Annotated in this window: 26 protein-coding genes; 17 read left to right on the top strand and 9 right to left on the bottom strand. The window is 73.4% G+C overall.

What is annotated here, in order from left to right; all coding sequences use genetic code 11:
- Positions 1-106: 106 nt before the first annotated feature.
- From pnuC to ACZ7GJ_RS16010, 4 genes are read left to right on the top strand one after another with little or no spacing between them, the layout of a single operon-like run.
- Positions 107-715, top strand: a complete 609-nt coding sequence (gene pnuC, locus ACZ7GJ_RS16025; RefSeq protein WP_470752119.1) for a nicotinamide riboside transporter PnuC — start codon at positions 107-109, stop codon at positions 713-715.
- Positions 712-1815 (top strand): AAA family ATPase, encoded by a 1104-nt coding sequence (locus ACZ7GJ_RS16020; RefSeq protein ID WP_470752117.1) that lies wholly within the window; start codon positions 712-714, stop codon positions 1813-1815. Before pnuC ends, ACZ7GJ_RS16020 begins: the two co-directional genes overlap by 4 nt.
- Positions 1812-2591: an NUDIX hydrolase gene (locus tag ACZ7GJ_RS16015; protein WP_470752116.1), complete on the top strand. Its 780-nt coding sequence runs from the start codon at positions 1812-1814 to the stop codon at positions 2589-2591. Before ACZ7GJ_RS16020 ends, ACZ7GJ_RS16015 begins: the two co-directional genes overlap by 4 nt.
- Positions 2588-3610, top strand: coding sequence for an ADP-ribosylglycohydrolase family protein (locus ACZ7GJ_RS16010; protein WP_470752165.1), 1023 nt, complete (start codon positions 2588-2590; stop codon positions 3608-3610). The genes ACZ7GJ_RS16015 and ACZ7GJ_RS16010 overlap by 4 nt, the downstream gene beginning before the upstream one ends.
- A 100-nt stretch (positions 3611-3710) precedes the next feature.
- Here ACZ7GJ_RS16010 and ACZ7GJ_RS16005 read toward each other — a convergent pair whose 3' ends face one another.
- From ACZ7GJ_RS16005 to ACZ7GJ_RS15995, 3 genes are all read right to left on the bottom strand, one after another.
- Positions 3711-4442: a nucleotidyltransferase domain-containing protein gene (locus tag ACZ7GJ_RS16005; protein WP_470752115.1), complete on the bottom strand. Its 732-nt coding sequence runs from the start codon at positions 4440-4442 to the stop codon at positions 3711-3713.
- A gap of 28 nt (positions 4443-4470) precedes the next feature.
- Positions 4471-4962: a Rieske (2Fe-2S) protein gene (locus ACZ7GJ_RS16000; protein WP_470752113.1), complete on the bottom strand. Its 492-nt coding sequence runs from the start codon at positions 4960-4962 to the stop codon at positions 4471-4473.
- Positions 4963-5044: 82 nt separating this feature from the next.
- Positions 5045-5386, bottom strand: a complete 342-nt coding sequence (locus tag ACZ7GJ_RS15995) for a DUF952 domain-containing protein (protein ID WP_470752111.1) — start codon at positions 5384-5386, stop codon at positions 5045-5047.
- Between ACZ7GJ_RS15995 and ACZ7GJ_RS15990 the strand changes: the two genes are divergently transcribed.
- The 5 genes from ACZ7GJ_RS15990 to der all read left to right on the top strand — a co-directional run bounded on the left by ACZ7GJ_RS15990 (position 5294) and on the right by der (position 10231).
- Positions 5294-5974, top strand: a complete 681-nt coding sequence (locus ACZ7GJ_RS15990; protein WP_470752110.1) for a YidB family protein — start codon at positions 5294-5296, stop codon at positions 5972-5974. The genes ACZ7GJ_RS15995 and ACZ7GJ_RS15990 overlap by 93 nt on opposite strands.
- 187 nt (positions 5975-6161) lie before the next feature.
- Complete coding sequence (locus ACZ7GJ_RS15985) at positions 6162-7250, top strand: prephenate dehydrogenase (RefSeq protein WP_470752108.1); 1089 nt, start codon at positions 6162-6164, stop codon at positions 7248-7250.
- 99 nt (positions 7251-7349) lie between these two features.
- Positions 7350-8048 carry a (d)CMP kinase gene (gene cmk / locus ACZ7GJ_RS15980; protein WP_470752107.1) on the top strand — a complete coding sequence of 233 codons (699 nt, stop codon included), beginning with the start codon at positions 7350-7352 and terminating at the stop codon, positions 8046-8048.
- Between the two features lie 56 nt (positions 8049-8104).
- The gene (locus tag ACZ7GJ_RS15975) at positions 8105-8692 is read left to right on the top strand and encodes a lysophospholipid acyltransferase family protein (RefSeq protein ID WP_470752164.1); all 588 of its coding nucleotides are present in this window, start codon (positions 8105-8107) and stop codon (positions 8690-8692) included.
- A gap of 75 nt (positions 8693-8767) precedes the next feature.
- Positions 8768-10231, top strand: a complete 1464-nt coding sequence (der, locus tag ACZ7GJ_RS15970; RefSeq protein ID WP_470752104.1) for a ribosome biogenesis GTPase Der — start codon at positions 8768-8770, stop codon at positions 10229-10231.
- A gap of 35 nt (positions 10232-10266) precedes the next feature.
- On the opposite strand, the gene ACZ7GJ_RS15965 is transcribed toward der, so the two are convergent.
- Positions 10267-10689, bottom strand: a complete 423-nt coding sequence (locus ACZ7GJ_RS15965) for a hypothetical protein (protein ID WP_470752102.1) — start codon at positions 10687-10689, stop codon at positions 10267-10269.
- 155 nt (positions 10690-10844) lie between these two features.
- Positions 10845-11660 (bottom strand): hypothetical protein, encoded by an 816-nt coding sequence (locus ACZ7GJ_RS15960; RefSeq protein WP_470752101.1) that lies wholly within the window; start codon positions 11658-11660, stop codon positions 10845-10847.
- Positions 11661-11957: 297 nt separating this feature from the next.
- On the opposite strand from ACZ7GJ_RS15960, the gene ACZ7GJ_RS15955 reads away from it, so the two are divergent.
- Entirely contained in the window at positions 11958-12638 is a 681-nt protein-coding gene (locus ACZ7GJ_RS15955; protein WP_470752099.1) for a LysM peptidoglycan-binding domain-containing protein, read from the top strand.
- A gap of 323 nt (positions 12639-12961) precedes the next feature.
- Entirely contained in the window at positions 12962-13942 is a 981-nt protein-coding gene (locus tag ACZ7GJ_RS15950; RefSeq protein WP_470752098.1) for a helix-turn-helix transcriptional regulator, read from the top strand.
- A 290-nt stretch (positions 13943-14232) separates the two neighbouring features.
- Here ACZ7GJ_RS15950 and ACZ7GJ_RS15945 read toward each other — a convergent pair whose 3' ends face one another.
- Positions 14233-15276: a phosphatase PAP2 family protein gene (locus tag ACZ7GJ_RS15945; RefSeq protein ID WP_470752096.1), complete on the bottom strand. Its 1044-nt coding sequence runs from the start codon at positions 15274-15276 to the stop codon at positions 14233-14235.
- Positions 15277-15472: 196 nt separating this feature from the next.
- The gene (locus ACZ7GJ_RS15940) at positions 15473-16588 is read right to left on the bottom strand and encodes a glycosyltransferase family 39 protein (RefSeq protein WP_470752095.1); all 1116 of its coding nucleotides are present in this window, start codon (positions 16586-16588) and stop codon (positions 15473-15475) included.
- A gap of 296 nt (positions 16589-16884) precedes the next feature.
- Between ACZ7GJ_RS15940 and ACZ7GJ_RS15935 the strand changes: the two genes are divergently transcribed.
- Positions 16885-18528, top strand: a complete 1644-nt coding sequence (locus ACZ7GJ_RS15935) for an MFS transporter (protein ID WP_470752094.1) — start codon at positions 16885-16887, stop codon at positions 18526-18528.
- 94 nt (positions 18529-18622) lie between these two features.
- The gene (locus ACZ7GJ_RS15930; RefSeq protein WP_470752093.1) at positions 18623-19792 is read left to right on the top strand and encodes an acyl-CoA dehydrogenase family protein; all 1170 of its coding nucleotides are present in this window, start codon (positions 18623-18625) and stop codon (positions 19790-19792) included.
- Positions 19793-19834: 42 nt separating this feature from the next.
- Here the strand turns inward: ACZ7GJ_RS15930 and ACZ7GJ_RS15925 are convergent, their stop codons facing one another.
- The gene (locus tag ACZ7GJ_RS15925; RefSeq protein WP_365917832.1) at positions 19835-20284 is read right to left on the bottom strand and encodes a cell division protein SepF; all 450 of its coding nucleotides are present in this window, start codon (positions 20282-20284) and stop codon (positions 19835-19837) included.
- A gap of 284 nt (positions 20285-20568) precedes the next feature.
- On the opposite strand from ACZ7GJ_RS15925, the gene ACZ7GJ_RS15920 reads away from it, so the two are divergent.
- The 4 genes from ACZ7GJ_RS15920 to ACZ7GJ_RS15905 all read left to right on the top strand — a co-directional run bounded on the left by ACZ7GJ_RS15920 (position 20569) and on the right by ACZ7GJ_RS15905 (position 24403).
- The gene (locus ACZ7GJ_RS15920) at positions 20569-21873 is read left to right on the top strand and encodes a DUF5685 family protein (protein WP_470752091.1); all 1305 of its coding nucleotides are present in this window, start codon (positions 20569-20571) and stop codon (positions 21871-21873) included.
- 78 nt (positions 21874-21951) lie between these two features.
- Positions 21952-22770, top strand: coding sequence for a DUF1684 domain-containing protein (locus tag ACZ7GJ_RS15915; protein ID WP_470752089.1), 819 nt, complete (start codon positions 21952-21954; stop codon positions 22768-22770).
- 183 nt (positions 22771-22953) lie between these two features.
- Positions 22954-23814, top strand: coding sequence for a S1 family peptidase (locus ACZ7GJ_RS15910; RefSeq protein WP_470752162.1), 861 nt, complete (start codon positions 22954-22956; stop codon positions 23812-23814).
- Positions 23815-23923: 109 nt separating this feature from the next.
- Positions 23924-24403, top strand: coding sequence for a hypothetical protein (locus ACZ7GJ_RS15905; RefSeq protein ID WP_470752088.1), 480 nt, complete (start codon positions 23924-23926; stop codon positions 24401-24403).
- 55 nt (positions 24404-24458) lie between these two features.
- Here ACZ7GJ_RS15905 and ACZ7GJ_RS15900 read toward each other — a convergent pair whose 3' ends face one another.
- A complete protein-coding gene (locus tag ACZ7GJ_RS15900) occupies positions 24459-25355 on the bottom strand; it encodes a DUF4231 domain-containing protein (protein ID WP_470752161.1) in 897 nt (298 codons plus the stop codon).
- Between the last annotated feature and the right edge of the window lie 183 nt (positions 25356-25538).

Here is a 25538-nt window from a genome sequence, read left to right as displayed (position 1 = left end):
CCGCAGTGCCTCCCGGCGCTGCGGGCTTCTCCCTTGTCCGGGACCCCGAACCCTGTTTATAGTCAGTCTGACTATTAAAGCCTGAAGGGATGAGGGAGGGGCCGTCATGGGCTGGACAACGACCTGGACGGAGGCGCTGGGGTTCGCCACCGGCGCGGCGTGCGTGTGGCTCGTCGCCCGGCAGCACATCGCCAACTGGCCGATCGGCATCGCCAACAACGTCTTCTTCATCGTGCTCTTCACCCGGGCCGGCCTCTACGCCGACGCCGGCCTCCAGATCGCCTTCATCGCCCTGGCCGCGTACGGCTGGTGGTCCTGGACCCACGGGGGTGGCCCGGGAACCGCCGGAGCCCTGCCGGTGCGCCGCACCACGCGCACCGAATGGGCCTGGCTGGCCGCGGCCGGGGCGGTGGGGGTGCTCGGCCTCACCCTGCTGCTCGGCGCGGTCACCGACTCCACCGTCCCGTTCTGGGACGCGGCCACCACCGGGCTCTCGCTCATGGCCACCTACGGCCAGTGCCGCAAGCTCGTCGAGTCCTGGTGGCTGTGGATCGCCGCCGACCTCGTGTACATCCCGCTCTACGCCTACAAGGAGCTCTACCTGACCTCCCTGCTCTACGCGGGCTTCCTCGCCCTGTGCGTGGCGGGGCTGGTCGGCTGGCGGCGGATGCTGCCGGACGCGGGGGCCCGTACGGCAGTGGGGGCGACGGCATGAGCGGCGGGAAGCGCTACGGGCACGGCCTGGTCCTCGGCAAGTTCTACCCGCCGCACGCCGGCCACCACCACCTGGTGCGCACCGCCCAGGACCAGTGCGAACGCCTCACCGTGCTGGTGTGCGCCGCCTCGGTGGAATCGGTCCCGCTCGCCGACCGGGTCGCCTGGATGCGCGAGGCCCACCCGGGGGCGGACGTGGTCGGAGCGGTGGACGACATCCCGGTCGACCTGCACGACCCGGCGATCTGGGAGGCCCACATGGCGATCTTCCGGCGCGCGGTGGGCCGCCGCGTCCAGGCCGTCTTCACCTCGGAGGAGTACGGGACCGAGCTCGCCCGGCGGTTCGGCGCCGAGGAGGTCTGCGTGGACCCGCGGCGCACCATGTTCCCGGTTTCCGGCACGGCCGTACGGCGGGACCCGGCCGGTTCCTGGGAGTACCTGGGGCCTGCCGTACGGGCCTCCCTGACCCGCAGGGTCGTCGTACTCGGCGCCGAGTCGACCGGCACCACCACGCTGTCCCGGGACCTGGCCGCCCACTACCGCAGGCGCGGCGGGGTGTGGGCCAAGACGGGCTGGGTCGCGGAGTACGGGCGGCGCTACAGCGAGGAGAAGCTGGCGGCGGCGCGCGCCGCGGACCCGGCGGCGTCCTGGGCGGACGTGTCCTTCGCCTCGGCGGAGTTCCCGGTGATCGCGCGGCGCCAGGACGCGGAGGAGGAGCGGGCGGCCCGGCTGGGATCGCCCGTGCTGTTCTGCGACACCGACTCCTTCGCCACCGGCATCTGGCACGAGCGGTACATGGGCGGCCGCAACGCCGAGGTCGAGGAGATCGCGGCGCTGACCCGGCGGGACCTGTACCTGCTCACGGACCACGCCGACGTGCCCTTCGAGGACGACGGGCTGCGCGACGGACCGCAGTTGCGGCCGTGGATGACGCGGCGGTTCCGGGAGGAACTGGAGGGGACCGGCAGGCGTTTCACCGTCGTCACGGGGGACCGGGAGGCGAGGCTGGCGGCGGCGGTGGCCGCCGTCGACGCGCTGCTGGCCGAGGGCTGGTACTTCGCCGATCCGCTGCCCGAGAACGAACGGGAGCGGAGCCGGTGAGCGCCCCCCAGGACCCGCCCGCCCAGGACCCGCACGCCTACGACCCGCACGCCTTCGAGCCGTTCGCCGTGACCGTGGACCTCGCCGTCTTCACCGTGCGCGGGGGCGTGCTGCACGTACTGCTGATCCGGCGCGGCCAGGAGCCGTACGCCGGTGCCTGGGCGCTGCCCGGCGGCTTCGTCCTGCCCAGGGAGTCCGCGGAGACGGCGGCGCGCCGCGAACTCGCCGAGGAGACGGGCCTGGCGCCGGAGGTGGTCGCGGCCCTGCACCTGGAGCAACTGCGCACCTACAGCGATCCGGACCGCGACCCCCGGATGCGGGTCGTCTCGGTGGCCTTCGCGGCACTGGTCCCCGACATGCCGGACCCCGCGGCCGGGGGCGGCGGGGACGCGGCCCAGGCCCGCTGGACCCCGGTGGCCGAGGCGGGCGCCGGGGCCGGCGGGCCGGTGGGCGGGCTGGCCTTCGACCACCCCGCGATCCTGGCCGACGCCCGGGAACGGGTGGGCGCGAAGCTGGAGTACACCTGCCTGGCCACCGCCTTCTGCCCGCCCGAGTTCACCCTCGGGGAACTCCAGAGCGTCTACGAGACCGTCTGGGACACCGCCCTGGACCGGCCCAACTTCCGGCGCAAGGTCCTGGCCACGCCCGGCTTCGTCGAGGCCGTGCCCGGCGCCGCCCGCCTCACCGGAGGCCGCGGCAAACCGGCCGCGCTGTACCGGCCCGGGCCCGCGAACACGCTCCACCCGCCCCTGCTCCGCCCCTCGGAAGGAAACTGACCATGACGACCGCCAAGCGAGCGGCGACGGGTGCCATGACCGGCCTCGCGCTGGGGGACGCCCTCGGCTTCCCGACGGAGTTCAACGACGTGCCGTCGATCCTGGCGAAGACGGGCCCGTGGCGCGAGATGGCGCTGCCCCGGCCGGCGATAGTCACCGACGACACCCAGATGACGCTGGCGCTGGCCCGCGGCATGCGCACGGCCGCGGAGCGGGGCCCGGTCGGCCCGCTGCGCCTCACCCGGCCGGTCCGGGAGGAGTTCGTCGACTGGTACCACTCGCCGGAGAACAACCGGGCGCCGGGGAACACCTGCCTGAAGGCCTGCAGCCTCCTGAACCTGCCCGAACGCGACTGGCGCGACGCCAGCCAGATCGGCTCCAAGGGCTGCGGCGCGAACATGCGGGTGGCGCCGATCGGGCTGGTGCCCGCCTGGACGGACGAGGAGCGGGCCGGCGCGGCCCAGCTCCAGTCGGCCCTCACGCACGGCCACCCGACGGCGCTCGCCGCCTCCGACCTCACCGCGCGGGCCGTGCACCTGCTGGCGGCGGGGACCGAGGTGACGGGCCTGGTCGGGCAGCTGCGCTCGTACGCGCTGGAGAACCGCACCCGCTACCACGAGCGCTGGCTCGGCGACCTGTGGATGCGGGCGACGTCCGACGCCTCGCCGCAGTCCTTCATCGCGCGCGGCTGGGACGAGTGCCTGGCCGTCCTGGACCGGCTCACGGCGGCCCTGCGCAGCCCCTCGACGGAGACGGACCCCTGCCTGACGACCGGCGACGGCTGGATCGCAGAAGAGGCCCTGGCCACGGCCCTGCAGTGCTTCCTGCTCTTCCCCGAGGAGCCGCTCCTCGCCCTGCGCCGGGCCGCCTGCACCCGCGGCGACTCCGACTCCCTCGCCTGCCTGGCCGGCGCCTTCGCGGGCGCCCACCTCGGCGCGGACGCCTGGCCCCAGGACTGGACGGACCGCATCGAGTACCGCGACGAACTCCTCGCCTTCGGCGCCCTCTGGGACGCGTGAGCCGTGCTCGACTAGGGGGTCTGACGGGTGTCCGTGGGGAATGAGCGGCGTCCGGTGCGTGCCGGGCGTCGCGACGCCGCGGACACCCGTCGGACACCCCCTAGAGCAGTGCCGAGGCCGTGGCCGAGGCGAGGCGGGTGCGGAGGAGGAAGTCCTCCACGCGGGCCCGGTCGGGTTCGGCGGGGAGCGGGGTGGTGGTCAGGGCGGCGTCGCACTCCGCGCTGAGGCGGGCCATCCAGGCGTCGACCTCGGGCCAGGAGAGCTCGCCGTGCCTGACCGCCAGCAGGCGGTCGCGGTGGGCGCCGGCATCGAGGGTGAGGCGGCCCATGCGCAGCAGGTCGCGGCAGGACAGCAGCAGCCGCAGCAGGTGCATGGCGTGCTTCCAGCGCGGGGCACCGTGGTTGCGGAGGTCCGCGAGGAGTTTGCCGCGCTGGGAGACCGCGTACCGGGTGAAGGTGGTGTGGGCCGAGCGGGAGAGGAACGCCTCGCGCAGCGAGAGGAGTTCCTCGCCGACCGGGGTCAGGCGTTCGACCAGCGGGGAGTGCAGGCACTCCAGGATGTTCGGGTTGGCGCGCAGGGCGAGCTCGCAGAAGCGTTCCAGCTCCCAGGAGAACTCCTCCTCGCGCGGCCCGTCCACATGCGTCGGCGGCTTCTCGAAGCGCCAGAACAGCGGCGTCGGGGCGAGGTAGACACCGCGCCGGTCGGTGTCGCTCGCCCCCGTCGCCAGCCCGAACGCCCGCGAACCCATCACACACGCGTAGACCGTGTGGTCCCGCACCAGAGCGAGGCCCGCGGCGGGGGCTGACGGGGTCTCGGACGTTCGTTCGTTCATCCGGGGAGGGTAGGCGGCCGCGGCACGGCTACGCGAGCGAAATGTTGCCGTCCGCGGCGACCGTGATCTTCTTCTCGGCCAGCGGGCGGGTGGCCGGGCCGTGGGCCACCGCACCGTCCGCGACCTCGAACTTGCTGCCGTGGCAGGGGCAGTCGATGGTGCCGTTCTCCACCTTGTTCACGAGGCAGCCCTGGTGCGGGCACACCGCCGTGAAGCAGCGGAAGGAGCCGGCCGTCGGCTGGGTGACGACCAGCTTCTCCTCCTTGAGGACCGTGCCGCCGCCGACCGGCACCGCCGAGGACTTCAGCAGGACCTTGCCCGCCGCGGCGGGGGCCGACGTCGCCGGGGACCCGGAGCCCTGGGGGGTGGCCGCGCTGCCGCTCTCGTTCGTCGGCTTCTTCTCCTCGCCGTTACCGCCGCACGCGGTCAGCGCACCGCCCGCCAGGGCGGCGGCGCCCACCGCGAGTACCGTGCGCCGGGCGGTGGGCGCGGCTTCGCTCGTACGGCTTGCATCGGTCATGAGGGCTCCTCGCTCGAGTGCCGGGATGGCGTGGAGCATCCTGGCGTGTGGCCGGGCTCCGGGTGAAGCCCGCCACACGCTTTCACGTGGCGGGCCGCCAGGGGATCAGTTCCGCGGGGCTGCCCGGAGTCCGTACGACCTCCCACACGTCGATCACGGCGTCCCGGTTCAACGGCCCGTGGACATGCGGGTAGCGGTCGCCGGATTCACCCTCACGGCGGACCTCGGACGTCAGGGCGAGCTCGTCGAGCCCCAGGGCCAGCAGGGTGCCCGGCACCTCGGCGTAGTACGCGTCGGCGATGGCCAGAGCCGTCGGCCGGTCCGCCGAGCAGTGCACGAAGCCCTCGGCGCCGAGCGAGGGCGGGGCGTACGGGAGCTCGGGTTCGGCGGTCCAGTCGGAGAGCGGTACGAGGTGGAAGATCATGCCGATCGTTCTACCGCAGCGGGCGCCGAGGGGTTGCGCCAAGTGGCAGCGCCGTCCGGTCTGGGTGACATTGTCCGTGTCTCGAAGCCGGGTACGACACCTGCCGTGCGGCCCGGTCCCTCTGCGAAAGGCATGACCATGGCGGGTAACGACCTCGGCTCCCTTCTGGGCGGTCTCCTCGGCGGCGGCCAGGGCGGCGGCACGGGCGGCGCCGGTGGCGGCGGCAACATCCTCGGCTCCCTGCTCGGCGCCCTCCTGGGCGGCGGCGCGGGCGGCGCCCAGGAGGCCGGAGGCGCCGGGAACAACCCGCTCGGCGGGTTGCTGGACATGCTGACCAAGTCGGGTCTGGCCGATCAGACCCAGTCCTGGGTCGGTACGGGCGAGAACAAGTCGGTCACCGGCGCCGAGATCGCCGGCGCGCTGCCGGCCGACACCCTCCAGCAGGTCGCAGAACAGGCGGGCGTCACCCCCGAGAAGGCCGCCGACGAGATCGCCCAGGCCCTGCCGCAGGCGGTGGACAAGCTGACCCCCGACGGATCGCTGCCCAGCGGTTCCCTGGAGGACATCATCAAGCAGCAGCGCATCTAGGTCGTGTCGTCAAAGTCCCGTCTGGCCGGCGGGGCCTGGCACTTTGACGACACTCCCTAGCCGCTCCCGCCGTCGTATCGCGAGGGCCCGGCCGCGCCGTCCCACCGGACGGGCCGCCGGGCCCTCGTACCGTGCGCTCTGGCTACCCTGAGTCAGGCCCCGCCGTCACGCACCCCTGGAGCACCCCGTGAGAACCGCCGTCGTCATCGGAACCGGACTGATCGGCACCTCCGCGGCGCTCGCCCTGTCCGGCCGCGGCATCACCGTGCACCTGGTCGACCACGACCCGGCGCAGGCCCACACCGCCGCCGCCCTCGGGGCCGGCACGGACGAGCCGTACGAGGGCACGGTGGACCTCGCGATCATCGCCGTACCCCCCGCCCACGTGGCCCGGGCCCTCGCCGACGCGATCGGGCGCGGCCTGGCACGGGCGTACGTGGACGTGGCCAGCGTCAAGGGCGGTCCCCGGCGCGAGCTGGCGGAGCTCGGCGTGGACCTCACGGCGTACATCGGAACCCACCCGATGGCGGGCAAGGAGCGGTCCGGGCCGCTCGCGGCGACGGCGGACCTGTTCGAGGGCCGCCCCTGGGTGCTCACGCCCACCCGGGACACCGACCACGAGGTGCTGAACCTGGCGCTGGAGCTGGTCTCGCTCTGCCGGGCCGTACCGGTCGTGATGGACGCCGACGCGCACGACCGGGCGGTCGCGCTGGTCTCCCACACCCCGCAGCTCGTCTCCAGCATGGTCGCCGCACGTCTGGAGGAGGCCGACGAGACCGCGGTGCGGCTGTGCGGACAGGGCATCCGGGACGTGACGCGGATCGCCGCGTCCGACCCCCGGATGTGGGTGGAGATCCTGTCGGCGAACCCGGGGCCGGTGGCGGACGTCCTGGCCGGGATCGCGGCGGACCTGGACGAGACGGTGCGGGCCCTGCGCGGATTGCAGTCGGCCGACGAGGACAAGCGCCGCGGCGGCGCCGCCGGGATCGAGGACGTGCTGCGGCGGGGCAACGCGGGCCGGGTACGCGTGCCGGGCAAGCACGGCGCGGCGCCCACCGTGTACGAGACGGTCGCCGTGCTCATCAGCGACCAGCCGGGCGAGCTGGCCCGGATCTTCGCCGACGCGGGCCGGGCCGGCGTCAACATCGAGGACGTGCGGATCGAGCACGCCACGGGCCAGCAGGCCGGCCTCGTGCAGCTGATGGTGGAGCCCCGCGCCGTGGCCGGTCTCACGGCCGCGCTCCAGGAGCGCGGCTGGGCGCTGCGGCAGCAGTAGCCCGGGGCGGGGACCGGGGCTCCCGGGGGCCGGTAACCTTGGGGAGGGGCGCTTTGGCGCGCCCGGACACGTACGCGCAACCAGGAAGGTGCCCGCACCGTGGAAACCGCAGCTCCGTCCGCCGTGATCGTCGCCATCGACGGTCCCTCCGGCACGGGCAAGTCCAGCACCTCCAAGGCCGTGGCCGCCAAGCTCGGGCTGCGCTACCTGGACACCGGCGCCCAGTACCGGGCCATCACCTGGTGGATGATCACCAACGGCGTCGACACCGACGACCCGCACGCGATCGCCGTCGCCGCCGGCAAGCCCGTCATCGTGTCCGGCACCGATCCGGCCGCGCCCACCATCACCGTCGACGGCGAGGACGCCGCGGGCCCCATCCGGACCCAGGAGGTCACCTCCAAGGTCAGCGCGGTCAGCGCCGTCCCCGAGGTCCGCACCCGGATCACCGAGCTGCAGCGCTCCATCGCGGCCGAGGCGGCCGGCGGGATCGTCGTCGAAGGCCGGGACATCGGCACCACCGTGCTGCCCGACGCCGACCTGAAGATCTTCCTGACGGCCTCTGCCGAGGCCCGCGCCGCCCGCCGCAGCGGAGAGCTCCGCGGCAAGGAGGCCGCGGACCTCGCGGCCACCAAGGAGGCGCTGATCAAGCGGGACGCCGCCGACTCGGGGCGCAAGACCTCCCCGCTGGCCAAGGCCGGCGACGCCGTCGAGGTCGACACCACCGAGCTCACGCTCGACCAGGTGATCGAGTGCGTCGTGACGCTCGTGGAAGAGAAGCGGGCGGGCCGCACGTGAGCGATACGCCCTCCCTCAAGGGTGCGGCGGTCGGCCGGCGGATCGGCATCGGGCTCATGTACGGGCTGTGGAAGCCGCGTGTGCTGGGGGCCTGGAAGGTGCCCGCCTCCGGCCCCGTCATCCTGGCCGTGAACCACTCGCACAACATCGACGGGCCCATGCTCATGGGCACCGCCCCCCGGCCCCTGCACTTCCTGATCAAGAAGGAAGCATTCGTCGGCCCCCTCGGCCCCTTCCTCGAAGGGATCGGCCAGGTCAAGGTCGACCGCAGCGGCGCCGACCGCACCGCGATAGGCCGCGCCCTCGGCGTGCTCGACGAGGGAGGAGCCCTGGGCATCTTCCCCGAGGGCACCCGGGGCGAGGGCGACTTCGCCTCGCTGCGCGCGGGCCTCGCGTACTTCGCGGTCCGCAGCTGCGCGCCCATCGTGCCCGTCGCGGTCCTGGGCTCCACCGAGCGCCGCGGCCGGCTGGTCAAGGCGCTGCCGCCGCTGAAGAGCCGAGTGGACGTCGTCTTCGGCGACGCCTTCGACGCCGGGGACGGCAGTGGCCGCCGCACCCGCAGCGCGCTCGACCAGGCCACCGTACGCATCCAGGAGCGGCTGACCGCCCACCTGGCCGACGCCAAGCGCCTCACCGGGCGCTGAGCGAGACTTGACCTAGTAGTGGAACCGCGCTGCGCGGGTGCCACCGATCACCACGAACGACGAGGAACGGACTTCATGAACGACCAGCACGACCACGGAGCACTTGGCGACGCCGAGTACGCGGAGTTCATGGAGCTCGCCGCGGAGGAAGGCTTCGACATCGAGGATGTCGAAGGCGCGATCGAGGAGGCGGGTCACGGCCCGCTTCCCGTACTCGCCGTCGTCGGCCGCCCGAACGTCGGCAAGTCGACCCTGGTGAACCGCATCATCGGCCGCCGCGAGGCCGTCGTCGAGGACAAGCCGGGCGTCACCCGCGACCGCGTCACCTACGAGGCCGAGTGGGCCGGGCGGCGCTTCAAGGTCGTCGACACCGGCGGCTGGGAGCAGGACGTCCTCGGCATCGACGCCTCCGTCGCCGCCCAGGCCGAGTACGCCATCGAGACCGCCGACGCGGTCGTCTTCGTCGTGGACGCCAAGGTCGGCGCCACCGACACCGACGAGGCCGTCGTCAAGCTGCTGCGCCGGGCCGGCAAGCCCGTCGTGCTGTGCGCCAACAAGGTCGACGGCCAGAGCGGTGAGTCCGACGCGGCCTCCCTGTGGTCGCTGGGCCTCGGCTTCCCGCACCCGGTCTCCTCGCTGCACGGCCGCGGCACCGGCGACATGCTGGACGCCGTCCTGGAGGCCCTGCCCGAGGCCCCCGAGCAGACCTTCGGCGGTGTCGCCCCCGGCGGCCCGCGCCGCATCGCGCTGATCGGCCGCCCGAACGTGGGCAAGTCCTCGCTGCTCAACAAGGTCGCGAAGGAGGACCGTGTCGTCGTCAACGAGCTGGCCGGCACCACCCGCGACCCGGTCGACGAGCTGATCGAGCTCGGCGGCATCACCTGGAAGTTCGTCGACACCGCGGGCATCCGCAAGAAGGTGCACCTCCAGCAGGGCGCCGACTACTACGCCTCGCTGCGCACGGCCGCCGCCGTCGAGAAGGCGGAGGTCGCGGTCATCCTGATCGACACCACCGAGACCATCAGCGTCCAGGACCAGCGCATCATCACCATGGCCGTCGAGTCCGGCCGCGCCATCGTGATCGCGTACAACAAGTGGGACGAGCTCGACGAGGAGCGCCGCTACTACCTCGAGCGCGAGATCGAGACCGAGATGCAGCAGGTCTCCTGGGCCCCGCGGGTGAACGTCTCGGCGCTCACCGGCCGCCACATGGAGAAGCTGGTCCCGGCGATCGAGACCGCCCTCGCGGGCTGGGAGACGCGCGTTCCCACCGGTCGGCTGAACGCCTTCCTCGGCGAGGTCGTCGCCGCCCACCCGCACCCGATCCGCGGCGGCAAGCAGCCCCGCATCCTGTTCGGCACCCAGGCCGGCAGCAAGCCGCCGCGCTTCGTCCTCTTCGCCTCCGGCTTCCTGGAGCACGGCTACCGGCGCTTCATCGAGCGCCGCCTGCGCGAGGAGTTCGGCTTCGAGGGCACCCCGATCCACATTTCGGTGCGGGTGCGCGAGAAGCGCGGTGCGCAGCACAAGAAGAAGAAGTAGAAGTACGGCGGCGTACGCGCCACCGGGCGCCGGGGTCAGTAGCCCCGGCGCGGAGCGGGCGGCAGGGCCGCCGGGATGTGCTGCATCCCGGTCTGGTGCTGCCGCCCGCCGGCGTATGCGTACGAGTACGCGGGCTGCGGCTGCGGGGTGTACGAGGGCTGCCAGGTGTCCGTCTGCTGCCACGCGGAACTGTTCCAGCCGCTGCCGTACGAGCTCCCCGTGCTGCTGCCGTACAGACCGCCGGCCGAGCCGCCGTACGAGAACGCCGTGAACCCGAGGTCCTCCTCGCCCGTACGGTCGCCCGGCAGCGCCCGGAAGGCGCGCAGGTACTCCGAGTACAGCGTGTCGTAGATCGGGGTGTGCGAGGCGGCCGGAGCGCTGTCCCGGTCCCGTGCGGGGCGCATCGGGGGGACGGTGCTCGGATAGGACGGGGCGCGGGAGACGTCGTATGAATGCACGTATCAGCCAACGAACCCGGGGCCCTGCGGATGCGGGGTGAGTGGGCGGAAAACGCAGATCGCCGGGGGTGTGCGGGACGGACCGCACACCCCCGGCGCACGCCGCCCGGCCCCCTCTGCGGGGGGCGGACGGCCGTTTGCGGGGCGAAAGGGCGTCAGGCGCCCGGGGTACCCGCCAGGGGCATCGAGGCGGCCACGAGCTTGCCGTCGGCCGCGGCCTTGTCCAGGGCGTCGCGGAGCAGGTCCTCGCGGGGCTGCTGGCCGATGGAGCCGACCGGGGCGGCGTAGATCAGGACGCGCTGGGTCTTGTTGACGGCGGCCCGCCAGCCGTCGGTGACCGACAGCGCCTGGTGCGCCTGCCACCAGGCGACCGGGCCGCCGCCGTCGGTGCCGGGCTGGAGCACGGCGTGCAGCTGGCCGGCGGCGAGCAGGACCGACCAGCCGTTCAGCGGGGAGGGCAGCTCACCGGTGTCGGTGACGGGGACGAAGCCCTGCTCGATGAGGAGCGGCAGGAAGTCGTCGCCGGGGCCGGTGGTGCCGGGGCGGGCGATGGCCGCGGTGGGCTCGACGACCAGGGCCGGGTGCAGCTCCCCGCCGATCAGGACGAGCCCGCTGGTGATGCCGAGGACGGCCTGGCCGCCGGGGACGGACTGCGGCGTGTCGCCGCCGGGGCCGGCCGGGGTGGCGGCAGGGCTGTAGCCGGTGATGGAGCGGACGGCGCCCTGGAGCTGCTCCTCGGAGACGGCGACGACCTGCGAGGGGATGCAGCCGGCGTGGGCGAACGCGAGGACGGCGGTCTCGTCCCCGACGAACAGCACGGTGCTGGTCTGCTCGCGCTCGGAGTCGCCCGGGGTGCGGCAGGAGGTGCAGTCGTAGCTGCCGGGGGACCCGTCGCCGACGAGCAGCCGTTCGGCCTCTTCGTCGCCGATCTCGGCACGTACCTCATCACTGACGTCGAGCATGCGCGGCACGGGGTGGCTCCTCGGACTAGGCGTGCGGGGCCGGGGGTTTCCCGGCTCGCCGGGCTCAACGGGGGAGCGGCTGCCGGGGTCACGCCGTTTGAGGGAACGGAATCGAACCGGACACCCGCAGGGGTGAACGGTGGGACTGCGGCTTTGTTTTCTTGCCAACTGTTTTTTGGTTGTGCGCAGTTGATGTCCGGAGATGGTTGTTTCGGGGTGGGTGGCGGCGTGGGCCGAGCGGGTGGGGCGCGATGGCGCGCGGAGTGGCGGGGCGGGGGGCGGGGGTGCGCTGCGTAGCGTGACGCGATGCGCAACCTCGGGATCCCGGCTGCCGTTGCCGTTGCCGCGTTGGTGTTCGTCCTCGGGCCGGGTCCGGTGGCCGCGGCCGCCGCACCCGCCGTCGCCCCGCCGCCGCCGGCGCCGGGCTCGCCGGGGGTGAGCGCGCGGTACACGGGGGACTGCGGGCCGGGCGGGCAGTGGCCGTGGGACTGCGTGGCCGACTGCGAGAGCGGTGGGCGGTGGGCGGTGAACACCGGCAACGGCTTCTACGGGGGGCTGCAGTTCTGGCAGCCGACCTGGGAGGAGCACGGGGGCCTCGCGTATGCCCGGCGGGCGGACCTCGCGAGCCGGGAGCAGCAGATCCGGGTCGCGGAGGAACTGCTGGGCAAGCAGGGGTGGGAGGCGTGGCCGGTGTGCGCGAGGCGGTACGGGCTCGCGGGGCGGATGCACGTGGTGCGGCGGGGGGACACGTTGGTGGGGATCGCGCGGAGGCATCGGGTGGTGGGGGGCTGGAGGGCGCTGTACGAGGCGAACCGGGGGGTGGTCGGGGCGCGGCCGGAGGTTTTGGTGGTGGGGACGTTCCTCACGCTTCCGGCTGGGCCGGTGCCGGTGCCGGTGCCGGTGCCCGCGGGTCCCGTCCCGGCGCCGGTGCCTGCCGGGCCCGCCCCGGTTCCGGCTCCCGCGAGCCCGGCACCCGTGTCCCCGTAGCGGGGGTTGTCGCTGCGCGGAGCCGTCCCCTACCCGCCCTTCCACCGTTCCCCGGGCTCTGCCCGGACCCGCGGGGCTCCGCCCCGGACCCTGCGCCTCAAACGCCGGCGGGGCTGGATTGGGCTGAGGCCGCTCCCGGGCTCCGCCCCGTACCCCGCGCCTCAAACGCCGGCGGGGCTGGATTGGGCTGAGGCCGCTCCCGGGCTCCGCCCCGGACCCCGCGTCTCAAACGCCGGCGGGGCTGGATTGGGGCTGAGGCCGCGGGTTCGGGCCGAGGCCGCCTCCGGGCGGGGGTGCAGGGAGCGGCACGGCAGACTGGGCGGATGCTTGAGACCTCCGCGCGGTTGTTGCGTCTGTTGTCGTTGTTGCAGGCCCATCGGGAGTGGACCGGTCCCGATCTCGCCGAGCGGCTCGGGGTCACGCCGCGGACCGTGCGGCGCGACGTGGACCGGCTCCGCGAGCTCGGGTACCCGGTGAACGCCAGCCCCGGCACCGGCGGCGGGTACCAGCTCGGGGCCGGGGCCGAGCTGCCGCCGCTGCTCCTCGACGACGACGAGGCCGTCGCCGTGGCCGTTGGCCTGCGTACGGCCGCCGGGAACGGGGTCGAGGGGATCGGGGAGGCCTCGGTACGGGCCCTCGCCAAGCTGGAGCAGGTGCTGCCCTCCCGGCTGCGCGGCAGGGTCTCCGCGCTCAACCGGTTCACCGTGCCGATGCTGCGCGGCGCGCAGCGCTCCGCCGTCGACCCCGCCGTGCTGACCGAGCTGGCCACCGTGTGCCGCGACAGCGAGCGGCTGCGCTTCGGGTACCGGGACCACGGGGGCGCGGTCACCCGCCGTACGGTCGAGCCGCACCGGCTCGTGTGCACCGAGCGCCGCTGGTACCTGGTCGCCTGGGACCTCGACCGCGGGGACTGGCGGACCTTCCGGGCCGACCGCATCGAGCCGAGGCCGCCGCACGGCCCGCGCTTCACCCCGCGCCCGGCGCCGGCCGAGGACCTGGCCGCGTACGTCTCCGAGGGGGTCTCCCAGCGGGTGTACGCGACGAAGGCCGTCGTACGGCTGCGGGTGTCCGTGCAGGAGGCCGCGCAGATCGTCGGGCCGAGCGACGGGATCCTGGAACCGGTCGACGAGGAGAGCTGCATCCTGCGCACCGGGGCGGTGAACCTCGACGTTCTTGTGATTCACATCATGATGATCGGCTGTGAGTTCGAAGTCGTCGAACCCGTTGAGCTGACGGACCGTATCAGGGCTGCCAGGGATCTTCTCGGCCGGGCTCTGGAGCCCCGCGAGGTGAAGGAGTTGTAAGGAACCAGGGAGGGTTCGGAACCGAATTCAGGGGCCCTGTGCGGGAATTCCGAAGAGAATTTCCGCCGGGCGTGTCGCGGGGCGGAAAGAGATTTCTCCACCCGAACTCCACCGTCAAACAACTGTCGACAATCCGTGACACAAGCGTGACCCGGGACGGACGAACCTCCGGGCGTACGGCTGACGTTCCGGCCATATGAACGACAAAACGGCGGGCCCGGTCGAAGAGACCGGGCCCGCCGTTGTCGTCCGTCGGTACGCGCGTGCGTGCGTGGCGCGTACCGCCCCGGCTAGCCCCCGGCCACCGGGCGGGCGGCGGCGCGGGCGGCGGCCCGCTCGCCGTGGGCCGGGCGGCGGCTGCCCGCCGGGGTGAGCGGGGTGCGCTCGGAGCGGATCAGGTGCGGGCGGGACGGGATGTGCGCGGCGGGCCGGGGCGCGGGGGCGTGCCCGGAGGCCGGGGCCGGCTGCGCCGCAGGCTCCGCGGTCGCGGCCGGGCCCTGGAACTGCCACTTTCCGCCCGCCGAGAGCAGCGGTACGAGTACGCCGGTGAGCGGCGCGGGCACCTGCCCGGCCTCCATCCGGCGGCGCAGCTGCTCGCGCAGGCCGAAGACGCGGGCCTCGATCGCGGAGATGAGCGGCTCGCACCAGGGCAGCGCGAGCAGGACGAGCAGGCCGGCGGACCAGCCGAGCAGGACATCGCTCACCCAGTGGGTGCCGAGGTACACGGTCGTGGCCCCGACGCTGAGCGAGACCACCGCGGAGACCACGGACAGCACGCGCCGGGTGACCACGGTGGAGGCCAGGTAGGCCAGGATTCCCCAGGTCACGACGGCGTTGGCGGTGTGGCCGGAAGGGAATATATCGCCGCCCGCGAAGAGCTCGGCGGAGCCGATCTCGGTGGCGTAGTGCGGGCCGAGCCGGCCGAGGCCGAGCTTCACGGCGCCGACCGTGATGTTGAGGAGCAGCAGCGCCACGCCCAGGGTGATCAGCGGGCGGAGGGTGTGCTGCCGCCAGGAGCGCCACCCGAGCCAGGCGGCGACCATGACCGCGGTGGGTCCGCGCTGGCCCAGGACGACGAGGTAGTCGAGGAAGGCGTGCAGCTGCGGCCACTGCTCGTAGGGCCGGAAGAACATGACCTGCCAGTCCAGACGGACGAGCCAGGACGTGGTCAGTACGGCCACCACGATCGCGATGTAGAAGGCCAGAGTTGACCCGAGGAGCACGACGCGGTGCCGGCTCATCCGCGGTGTTTGCAGATGAGCCGGTCGCTCTGGTTCCCGGTCGAGCCGGGCGAACACCCGCTCCAGACGGGTCAGGATTTGATCGGTACGCACTCAATCGACGTTACCGCGCGCCGATGGTCGGCCCGGTCGAATCGCGGGCTTTGTGATGACCATGTGATGTGGAGTGGGTCTCACACAGTGCTTAATTCCTGGTATTCGGGCATTAGTTGGAGCGGTGCCGATCCAATGCCCCGGACATTTCCCGAAGACTTAGCCCGGCTTTATCGGTGCAGGTCAATCACCCTGCTTACGGCGGGCCCGAGCCGTTCAGCCAGAACGCCCCGTAGACCGCCGAGGCCAGGGCCGCAGCGCCCAGCACGGCGACCGCGCGGCCCGTCCGCCACCGGGCCAGCGCCACCGCCGCGGGCAGCAGCAGCGGGAAGGCGGGCAGCAGCAGCCGGGGCTTGGAACCGAAGTACCCGGACGCGCACAGCGCCAGCGCCACCACGATCCCGCAGTAGATGAGGAGCGGCGCCGGCTGGCGCCGGCGCACGCACAGCCCGTACAGCCACAGCACCAGGGCGACGCCCGCGATCAGTCCGACCCCGGCGAGGAAGGCGGAGGAGACCAGCTTCGCCCCGATGAACCGGGCGAAGGCCCAGCCGCCGTCGAAGCCGTTGCCCCAGCCGCCCTGCACGTCCAGGTACCCCAGCAGCCCGCCGCCGGTGCGCGCGCCGACCCACAGGACGTACGCCGCCGCGCCCATCGGGGCCAGCAGCGCCCCGACTGCCATCCGCCAGGACCGTTCCCCGCGCCGCCAGGCCAGTACGGCGGCCACCCAGAGCGCCGCGACGACCGCGGCCCCGACCGGGCGGGTCAGGCCCGCCCCGGCCGCGAGCAGCCCCGCGGTGATCCAGTGCCTGCGCAGGACCCCGTACAGGGCCCAGGCCGCGAGGGCGGTGAACAGCGACTCGCTGTACGCCATGGACTGGACGACAGCGACGGGCAGCGCGGCCCAGACCGCGACGGCGCAGACCCCGGCCCGCCGGCCGTGGAGGAAATCGGCGACGGCGAAGATCCCCCAGGCCGCGGCGAGCCCGGCGACCGCGGACACCACCAGGCCCGCCGAGCCGTGGGACAGCCCGGTCGCCGCCGACACCAGCCGCTCCAGCCAGGGCAGCAGGGGGAAGAAGGCGAGGTTGGAGTGGACGTCCCCGTTGGGCAGGGCCACCTCGTACCCGTACCCCTCGGCGGCGATGCGGGCGTACCAGAGGGAGTCCCAGCGGGCGGAGAGCAGTGTGTGCGGGCTGCTGCCGGCGGCCGCTCCCCACACGCCGAGCACGGCCAGCCCGAGCAGCCGGACCGCCGCGAAGACGGCCAGGGCGGGCGCGGCCCGGCGAAATCCAAGATCTTTCACGGGCATGATTATCGACGGCGGGGGCGTCCGCGCGTGGCCGGGAACCACCGGGCGTGAGCGCGCGTGCACTCCGGGGAAGGGCGGGGGGAAGGCGAGGTGCGGGGAGTGGCGTACACCACACGGCGGCCGGTGCCGGGATGAGAGCTTGGCCACGTGTCGGACGGCCGAACTCGCGTACGCTGACTCTTCACTCGCGTGTCGACGCCGGACCCCGTAGGACGCCACACCGCACACGGAACACCCCGTGGCCCCACAAAGACGCTGGTCCGCCGAGTGCGAGGGATCATCTGGGAGGTACATGCATGTCGGGGACGAACACGGCCGGCGACAGGAGCCCTTCCCTCTGGCAGCGGCTCGGCGCGGTCTCCGGCGGGGCCAACCGCTGGGTCGTCCTGGCGGTGCTGTGCGTCAGCCTGGTCCTCGTCGCGCTCGACGCGACGATCCTCCACGTCGCCGTCCCGTCCGTCACCGAGGACCTGCGCCCTGGCTCGATCGAGCTCCTGTGGATCGTCGACGCCTACCCGCTGGTGTGCGCGGCCCTCCTGATCCTCTTCGGCACCCTCGGCGACCGTGTCGGCCGCCGCCGGATCCTCCTCCTCGGCTACGCGCTCTTCGGCGCCGCCTCCGCCGTGGCCGCCCTGGCCGACAACGCCCAGGTCCTCATCGCGGCCCGCGCCCTGCTCGGCGTCGGCGGAGCGATGATCATGCCGGCCACCCTCTCGATCCTGCGCCAGGTCTTCCCCGACCGGCGCGAGCGGGCCCTCGCCATCGGCATCTGGACCGCCGTCGCCGCCATCGGCGCGGCCGGCGGCCCGGTCCTCGGAGGCTTCCTGGTCCAGCACTTCTGGTGGGGTTCGGTCTTCCTCATCAACATCCCGCTGATGGCGCTGATCCTGCCGCTCGGACGCTGGCTGCTGCCCGAGTCCAAGGGCTCCTGCGACGGGCCGTGGGACGTGCTCGGCGCGCTCATGGCCGCCGGCGGTGTGCTCGGCGCGGTCCTCGGGGTCAAGCGGCTCGGTGCGGAGCGGCAGCTGGCCGACCCCGAAGCGCTGCTCCCGCTGGCGCTCGGCGCGGCGCTGCTGATCCTGTTCGTCCGGCGGCAGAAGCGGCGTCCGCATCCGCTGATCGACATGCGGATGTTCTCCCGCGCCGCCTTCACGACGTCCGTCGGCTGCATCGTGCTCGCCATGCTGGCGCTGGTCGGCCTGGAGCTGATCGCCGTGCAGTACCTCCAGCTCGTGCTGCACCTCAGCCCGCTGGAGACCGGCCTGCGGCTGCTCCCGCTCACCTTCGCGGCCATGGCCGCCGGGGCCACCGGGTCGTACACGCTGGCGCGGATCGGGCCGCGCACGATGGTGTCGCTGGGCTTCGTACTGACCGCCGGCGCCGTGCTCCTGCTGACCTTCATGGGGCAGCAGGACCGGCCCGTACTGCTGACGGTCGGGTTCATCCTGCTCGGCTTCGGGCTCCAGACCACGCTGTTCGCGGCGTACGAGTCGATGCTGAGCGAGGCCCCGGCGGCCACCGCCGGCGGAGCGGCCTCGATCGGCGAGACCTCGTACCAGCTGGGCGCGGGCATGGGCATCGCGCTGCTGGGCAGCGTCATGAACGCGGCCTACGCGCCGGGGCTCGCGCACGTGCCGGGGGTCTCCCCGGCGGATTCGGCGAGGGCCGCGAACTCCCTCGGCGAGGCCTACCAGATCGCCGCGCACCTGGGCGGTCCGGCGGGCGAGTCGCTGTACGCGGCCGCACGGCACTCGTTCGTGCAAGGGCTGCACGTGACGCTGATGGTCAGCGCAGGGCTGCTGCTCGCCGGCGCGGTGATGGCACTGAAGCTTCCGCGCGCCATGGAGTGCCCCGAGCCGGCGGAGGCCGAGCCCGTCGGGACCGAGCCCGTACGCCTCCCCGCGCAGGCGACCTCGGAGCGCGCCCCGGCCGTCGGCTGACCCGCCCGTCGACCGGGCGGGGGTGGACCCGCGGCGGGGCCGGGGCCAAACTTGCACCGCTAGGTTTCGCCCTCAGGCCCGCCGGGAGGCCCCCGTGTCCTTCGTTCCCACCGATCCGCTCGGCCTCGACGAGCTCCTCAGCCCCGAGGACCTCGCCATCCGCGACACCGTCCGCGGCTGGGCCGCCGACCGCGTGCTGCCGCACATCGCCGAGTGGTACGAGAGCGGCGAGCTGCCCGCCATCCGCGAGCTGGCCCGCGAGCTCGGCTCGATCGGCGCGCTCGGGATGTCCCTGACCGGCTACGGCTGCGCGGGCGCCAGTGCCGTCCAGTACGGCCTCGCCTGCCTGGAGCTGGAGGCCGCCGACTCCGGGATCCGGTCCCTGGTGTCCGTACAGGGGTCGCTCGCCATGTACGCGATCTGGAAGTACGGCTCGGAGGAGCAGAAGCAGCGCTGGCTGCCCGGGATGGCGGCCGGCGAGCTGATCGGCTGCTTCGGGCTCACCGAGCCCGACGTGGGCTCCGACCCGGCAGCCATGCGCACGTACGCGAAGCGCGACGGCGCCGACTGGGTGCTCAACGGCCGCAAGATGTGGATCACCAACGGAAGCGTCGCGTCCGTCGCCGTGGTGTGGGCGCAGACGGACGAGGGGATCCGCGGCTTCGCCGTGCCCACGGACACCGCCGGCTTCTCCGCGCCGGAGATCAAGCACAAGTGGTCGCTGCGCGCCTCGGTGACGAGCGAGCTGGTCATGGACGACGTACGACTGCCCGCGGACGCGGTGCTCCCGGAAGTCACCGGGCTCAAGGGGCCGCTCGGCTGCCTCAGCCACGCGCGGTACGGGATCATCTGGGGGTCCATGGGCGCGGCGCGCGCGAGCTTCGAGTCCGCGCTCGGCTACGCGAGGACGCGCGAGCAGTTCGGCAGGCCCATCGGCGGCTTCCAGCTCACCCAGGCCAAGCTCGCGGACATGGCGCTGGAGCTCCACAAGGGCATCCTGCTCGCCCACCACCTGGGCCGGCGGATGGACGCGGGCACCTTGCGGCCCGAGCAGATCAGTTTCGGCAAGCTCAACAACGTCCGCGAGGCCATCGAGATCTGCCGCACCGCGCGGACCATCCTCGGCGCCAACGGGATCTCCCTGGAATACCCCGTCATGCGGCACGCCACGAACCTCGAATCGGTCCTCACCTACGAGGGCACCGTCGAGATGCACCAATTGGTGCTGGGCAAGGCGCTCACCGGGCTCGACGCCTTCCGTTAGGCACGGGCGCCGGGAGGACCGGGGGGCCGGTGAGGGCCCTGCTCAGCTCTGGTTGAAGAAGTCGCGCGAGCGGCCGCCGGGCTCGCCGCTCACGATCTGGGTGTCGGCCGGGGTCAGCAGGAAGACCCTGGTCGCCACCCGCTCGATCGAACCGCGCAGCCCGAAGGTCAGTCCGGCCGCGAAGTCGACCACGCGCTTCGCGTCGCCCGGGTCCATGGACGACAGGTTCACGATGACCGGGACGCCCTCGCGGAACAGCTCGCCGATGCCGCGGGCGTCACGGAAGCCGTCCGGGGTGACCGTCGCGATCCGACGGCCCTGCTCGACGGCGGACTCCGACGCCACCTTGACGCGCGGGTCGGTGACCCACTGCTCGCCGGGGCCGACCACCGAGCCCTGCGGGGCCTCCGCGTAGTCGTCGTCGTAGTAACGCTCGTCGTCGCTGTCCTCCACGAGACCCAGCCAGGCACTCGCCTTGCGCACCGAACCCATGGACGCCTCCTTTCATCGCGGTCAGTCTGTCTTCTCTTCCGCATCCCTATCGTCGTCCATGATGCTGACAACGCGCCAAGTGGATAGCCGCCGCGCAGGGGTTTCGTGACGGTACTGGTGCAGAACATCCGTTGCACCGTCAAGGATCCTGGTGGGTACCACTGCTGACTGAGTGAAAATACGACCGCTGCTGCCGTATGGGTGACCGATGGGGACGTACGGGTGAAGGACCCGGCTCGATACGATGCCCGTCGAGTACGCGTATGACACACGGGGGAAGTGGATTGTTCGGCATCGTCAGACCTTGTACGCACCGGCTGGGAGAGCGGTTCAAGGCGGAGTGGATGGCCCATCTGTGCGGGCTCTGCCTGGCACTTAGGGGCGATCACGGCCAGTTCGCCCGGATCGTCACCAACTACGACGGGCTGCTCGTCTCGGTTCTGACGGAGGCTCAGTCCGGTCCGGCGGCCGGCTCCCGGCGCACCGCGGGCCCCTGCCCGCTGCGCGGCATGCGGACCGCCGCGGTGGCGAAGGGCGAGGGTGCGCGGCTCGCGGCCGCCGTCTCGCTCGTGCTGGCCTCCGCGAAGGTACGGGACCACGTGGCCGACCGGGACGGGCTGTTGGCCCGCGCTCCGATCGCCGCCGCCGCGCGCCGGGTGGCCCGGGGCTGGGACCGTGCGGGCGCCCGTACCGGTGCCTCGCTCGGCTTCGACACCGCGGTGCTCGTCGACGCCGTGGACCGGCAGGCGGGCATCGAGACGCTGGCCGGCCTCGGCACGCCCGTGCTCGTCGTCACCGAGCCCACCGAGACCGCGACGGCCGCCGCGTTCGCCCATACCGCGACCCTCGCCGGCCGGCCAGGCAACGCCCCCGCGCTGGCCGAGGCGGGCCGGTACTTCGGGCGCCTGGCACACCTGCTGGACGCGGTCGAGGACCAGGCCGCGGACCGCGCCGCCGGGGCCTGGAACCCGCTGACCGCCACCGGGACCACGCTCGCCGAGGCCCGGCGGCTGTGCGACGACGCCCTCCACGGCATCCGGCTCGCGCTGCGCGAGGTGGAGTTCGCGGACGCGGGCCTCGCCCACCGGCTGCTGGTGCACGAGCTGCGCACCTCCGTGGACCGGGCCTTCGGGACCGGCAGCTGTGCGACGCACGGGCACGGCGCCACCGCCTCGGCGGGGGGCTTCGGGCCGCCGCCGCAGGGATACGACGCCCCGGGCGCGGGCCCCGCGTACGGCACGGCGTACGGCACTCCGTACGGCAGCGGGAACGGCAACCCGTACGCCCCGAACCCCCCGTACGCCCCCGGCGGGCCCGGGATGCCGCCACCGCCCATGGGGCCGGGCGGCGGTGGCGGCGGTGGCGGAGGCGGCTGGATGCCCCCGCAGAAGCCCCGCCGCGGGCTGCTCGCCGGCTGTGCCGTGGCCATCGGGCTGTTCTGCACCTGCCAGCTGTGCTGCGCCGAGCACGAGGGGCCGTGGTCCCGGGAGAAGAAGCAGGCGTGGTGCGACAACTGCGACTGCGGGGGCTGTGACTGCGGCGGCTGCGGATGCGGCGACTGCTGCTGCTGTCCCTGCGACGGCTGCTGAGGCCCCGTCAGAAATCCACAGGTCCGGACGGGGTACGGGGAGGTTCCCGTCCGGGCTGATGTGGAAAGGGTGAGCGGCATGAGCGTTGACGCAGGCGACGACCCGGCCGCGGCCTGGCGGCAGTGGCACGAACACCGGGTGGCCGCCGTGTCCGCCCCCTACGGCCCCCTCGCGCTGATCGGCACCCACTGGCTCGCCGATTACCCGGAAGGTCGAATTCCGGCCGTTCCGGGGCGCTGGCGCACCAGCGGGGCGGGAGTGGCCCTCACCGCGGCCGCCGAGGACGGCATCAGCCTGGACGGCGCGCCCTTCACCGGTGACGTCGTACTCGCCGCCGACGAGGCCCCGCCCTCGCACTCCCGGGTCGCGGCCGGGGACGTACGGCTCCTCGTGCTCCGGCGGGAGGGCGAGTGGGCGGTGCGCGTCTTCGACCCCGACTCCGAGGCCCGCGCCGCCTTCGCGGGCATCGAGGCCACCCCGTACGATCCGGTCTTCGTGCTGCCGGGGCACTTCCGGCCGTACGCCGAGGACCGGACCGTCCAGGTGGAGAACGCCGACGGGCGGGCCCGCGGGCTCGGCCTCGGCGGTGAGCTGAGCTTCCGCTTCGAGGGCGCCGAACACCGGCTCCAGGTGGCCGTGGACGAGGAGGACGCCAGCCTCTGGGCGGTCATCGGCGATGCGACCGGCGGCCGCTCCAGCTACCGCTTCCGGTTCCTCAAGCCCGGCGCGGCGGCCGCGGACGGCTCGATCGCCGTGGACCTCAACCGGGCCCTGCTGCCTCCCTGCGCCTTCGCGGATCACTTCATCTGCCCATTCCCGCCCCCCGGGAACACCCTGCCGTTCGAGATCGCCGCGGGCGAGCGTCGGCTGAAAGCCGCCCTTGCGACCGGTATCTGACGCCAGGACACTCCCGACAGCGTCTCTCGGGTTTGTCAGGGGCACGTCGAAAGGCCTCGTGCCCGCCGCGTCCCTGACCGCCCCCCACGGGCACCGGCACCCCCACGACCGCCGGGCCCCCGATCCCTACCGGGAGGACGAGAAGTGAGCATCAACCGCATCACCCGTACCAGGCTCTTCGCGATGGCCACCGGCCTGGCCGCGGTGGCCGCCCTGGCCGTCCCCGCAGCGGCGCAGGCCGACGACACGGCCCGGGACACCCCGGGAGCGGGCTTCAGCGCCGCCCGCCTCGCCTCCGCCGGGGCCTCGGTCCTGCGCGCCGACGTCGCGGGGACCGCCTGGCACACCGACCCCGCGACCGGGACCCTGGTGGTCAGCGCCGACTCCACCGTCTCGGCCGCCGACCTCGAGAGAATCCGCCGGGAGGCCGGAGCGGACGCCGCGGCCCTGCGCATCGAGCGCACCCCCGGCAAGCTCACCAAGCTGGCCTCCGGCGGCGACGCCATCTACGCGTCGGGCTGGCGCTGCTCCCTCGGCTTCAACGTGCGCAGCGGAAGCAACTACTACGCCCTGACCGCCGGGCACTGCACCGACGGCGCGGGCACCTGGTGGACCAACTCCGCCCGCACCAACGTGCTCGGCTCCACCACCGGATCCAGCTTCCCCACCAACGACTACGGCCTGATCAAGTACGCCAGCAACTCGCCCGTGCCCCCCGGCACCGTCGGCAGCCAGGACATCACCAGCGCCGTCAACGCCACCACCGGCATGGCCGTGAAGCGGCGCGGCTCCACCACCGGCACCCACAGCGGCTCGGTGACCGGCCTCAACGCCACCGTCAACTACGGCGGCGGCGACATCGTCTACGGCATGATCAAGACCAACGTCTGCGCCGAGCCTGGCGACAGCGGCGGCCCGCTGTACTCCGGCACCCGCGCGGTCGGCCTCACCTCCGGCGGCAGCGGCAACTGCTCCTCGGGCGGAACCACCTACTTCCAGCCCGTCGTCGAAGCGCTCAACGCGTACGGGGTCAGCGTCTACTAGACCCACCGCGCAGCCCCACCGCGCAGACCCACGCGCCCCCGCTGCACCCCTGGACGTCCTCCCGCCTTCTGGGAGGATGTCCAGGGCGTCACACGGGGGAGGTCTCTGCATGAAACGTATCGGCGTGACCGGGCACCGCTCGATCCCGGACGAGGTGCACGGCCATGTGGTGGAGGGCCTGAGGGCCGTACTGGAAGGCCACGAAGGGCCGTTGGAGGCGCTCTCCAGCCTGGCGGACGGAGCGGACCAGCTCTTCGCCGCCATCGCCCTGGAACACGGCGCGGACCTCACCGTGGTGATCCCCAGCGGGGACTACGAGGACGCCTTCGAGGGCGCCGAGGCGCTCGCCCGCTACCTCGGGCTCAAGGGCCGGGCCACCCAGGAGGTCCGGATGGCCTTCGACCGCTCCACCGACGAGGCCTACTACGCCGCCGGCACCTACATCGCCGACTCCTGCGACCGGCTCGTGGCCGTCTGGGACGGACAGCCCGCCCGCGGGCACGGCGGAACCGGCGAGATCGTCGCCTACGCCCGCGGGATCGGCAAGCCCGTCACCGTGATCTGGCGCGAGGGCGTGACCCGGGACTGAGCCCCGCCCCCGAAGCCGCCCCCGACACCGCCCCGCGGCAGCGCAGCGGGACACCTCAACTGCTGTGCCGGGCCAGCCAGTCCGTGTGCATCGGGGACACGTACCGCTCGGTCTCGTACACCGCGGACGGCCACTGCGACTCGGTGATGGTCGTCTGCATCACGACCATCATCGCCGCCAGGTCCTGCTCGATCAGGGTGTGCGCCTCGATCAGCGGATGGTGGCGCCGCACCTCGTTCCAGGCGATCCCGGCCGCCGCGGCCGCGCTCAGGAGCCCGGTCAGCTTCGGCGCCGGCCCCGAACCGAAGGCCCCGATCAGCGCGAACAGCAGCGCCAGACAGGTCAGCAGCACGATCGTCCACGACCACAGGGCCGTCGCCCGCCGCGACACCTCCGTCTTGCGCTGGTACCAGTTGCGCTGCTCGATCAGCCGGTCCCGGACGTACGTCTCCCGCCGGACCTGGTAGGCCAGTCCGCGCAGCCGGTGCATCGCGCCGGTGATCTCCCCGCCCTCCGGGACCGTCCCGGAGCCGCGCGGATCCGCCCAGCCCATCTTCTTCAGCTCGTCCAGACCCGCCTCCAGGCGCGTGCGGTACGCGGCCTCCGGCCCGAACACCTCGCTGCCGAACGGTGCCCCGTGCACGGCGTACCGCCAGGCCAGGGACTTGATGAACTCCGCCGCGCTGCGGTTGAGCTGCCACTGCGGGCGCGCCCGGCGCCGGGTCGCCCGTACGCCCACGGCCAGCACCCCGGTGTACGCGAGCACGCTCAGCAGTCCGAACAGGTGCAGCGATCCCAGCTTCGGCCCCGAAGGCAGGGCGGCGGCGGCCGCGGCCGCGACGAGCAGCATCAGCTGCGCGCGCGTGGCCTGGGTGGACTCCCGCTGCCGGGAGATGGCCGCCTGGTCGGTGTGGTGGAAGAGGGCCGGCAGGTCCTCGTTGCGAAAGGTCATGCTGTCGGTCACAGCGCCCCCCAGTGTGCTGTCGGGCTGTCCGCCGTCATGGTGGCGGGGGGGGGGGGGGGGGGGGGGGGGGAGGGGGGGAGGGTGGGGGGGGGGGGGGGGGGGGGGGGGGGGGGGGGGGGGGCGGGGGTGGGGGGGGGGGGGGGAGGGGTCGAGGCGTGGTTCTTCGAATAG

It is taken from the genome of Streptomyces sp. NPDC037242 (assembly GCF_055604165.1).
The sequence above is the reverse complement of the archived record's forward strand: the minus strand, read 5'-3'. Positions and strand labels throughout refer to the sequence as shown.

What these genes read in the sequence shown, in the direction of transcription:
- ACZ7GJ_RS15940 (WP_470752095.1), bottom strand. Translation starts at nt 16,588, where the DNA reads ATGCCCGTGAAAGATCTTGGATTTCGCCGGGCCGCGCCCGCCCTGGCC.
- ACZ7GJ_RS15935 (WP_470752094.1), top strand. Translation starts at nt 16,885, where the DNA reads ATGTCGGGGACGAACACGGCCGGCGACAGGAGCCCTTCCCTCTGGCAG.
- ACZ7GJ_RS15900 (WP_470752161.1), bottom strand. Translation starts at nt 25,355, where the DNA reads ATGACCTTTCGCAACGAGGACCTGCCGGCCCTCTTCCACCACACCGAC.
- ACZ7GJ_RS15910 (WP_470752162.1), top strand. Translation starts at nt 22,954, where the DNA reads ATGGCCACCGGCCTGGCCGCGGTGGCCGCCCTGGCCGTCCCCGCAGCG.
- ACZ7GJ_RS16000 (WP_470752113.1), bottom strand. Translation starts at nt 4,962, where the DNA reads ATGACCGATGCAAGCCGTACGAGCGAAGCCGCGCCCACCGCCCGGCGC.
- ACZ7GJ_RS15955 (WP_470752099.1), top strand. Translation starts at nt 11,958, where the DNA reads ATGCGCAACCTCGGGATCCCGGCTGCCGTTGCCGTTGCCGCGTTGGTG.
- pnuC (WP_470752119.1), top strand. Translation starts at nt 107, where the DNA reads ATGGGCTGGACAACGACCTGGACGGAGGCGCTGGGGTTCGCCACCGGC.
- ACZ7GJ_RS16020 (WP_470752117.1), top strand. Translation starts at nt 712, where the DNA reads ATGAGCGGCGGGAAGCGCTACGGGCACGGCCTGGTCCTCGGCAAGTTC.
- ACZ7GJ_RS16005 (WP_470752115.1), bottom strand. Translation starts at nt 4,442, where the DNA reads ATGAACGAACGAACGTCCGAGACCCCGTCAGCCCCCGCCGCGGGCCTC.
- der (WP_470752104.1), top strand. Translation starts at nt 8,768, where the DNA reads ATGAACGACCAGCACGACCACGGAGCACTTGGCGACGCCGAGTACGCG.
- ACZ7GJ_RS15995 (WP_470752111.1), bottom strand. Translation starts at nt 5,386, where the DNA reads ATGATCTTCCACCTCGTACCGCTCTCCGACTGGACCGCCGAACCCGAG.
- ACZ7GJ_RS15915 (WP_470752089.1), top strand. Translation starts at nt 21,952, where the DNA reads ATGAGCGTTGACGCAGGCGACGACCCGGCCGCGGCCTGGCGGCAGTGG.
- ACZ7GJ_RS15975 (WP_470752164.1), top strand. Translation starts at nt 8,105, where the DNA reads ATGTACGGGCTGTGGAAGCCGCGTGTGCTGGGGGCCTGGAAGGTGCCC.
- ACZ7GJ_RS15925 (WP_365917832.1), bottom strand. Translation starts at nt 20,284, where the DNA reads ATGGGTTCGGTGCGCAAGGCGAGTGCCTGGCTGGGTCTCGTGGAGGAC.
- ACZ7GJ_RS15950 (WP_470752098.1), top strand. Translation starts at nt 12,962, where the DNA reads ATGCTTGAGACCTCCGCGCGGTTGTTGCGTCTGTTGTCGTTGTTGCAG.
- ACZ7GJ_RS15905 (WP_470752088.1), top strand. Translation starts at nt 23,924, where the DNA reads ATGAAACGTATCGGCGTGACCGGGCACCGCTCGATCCCGGACGAGGTG.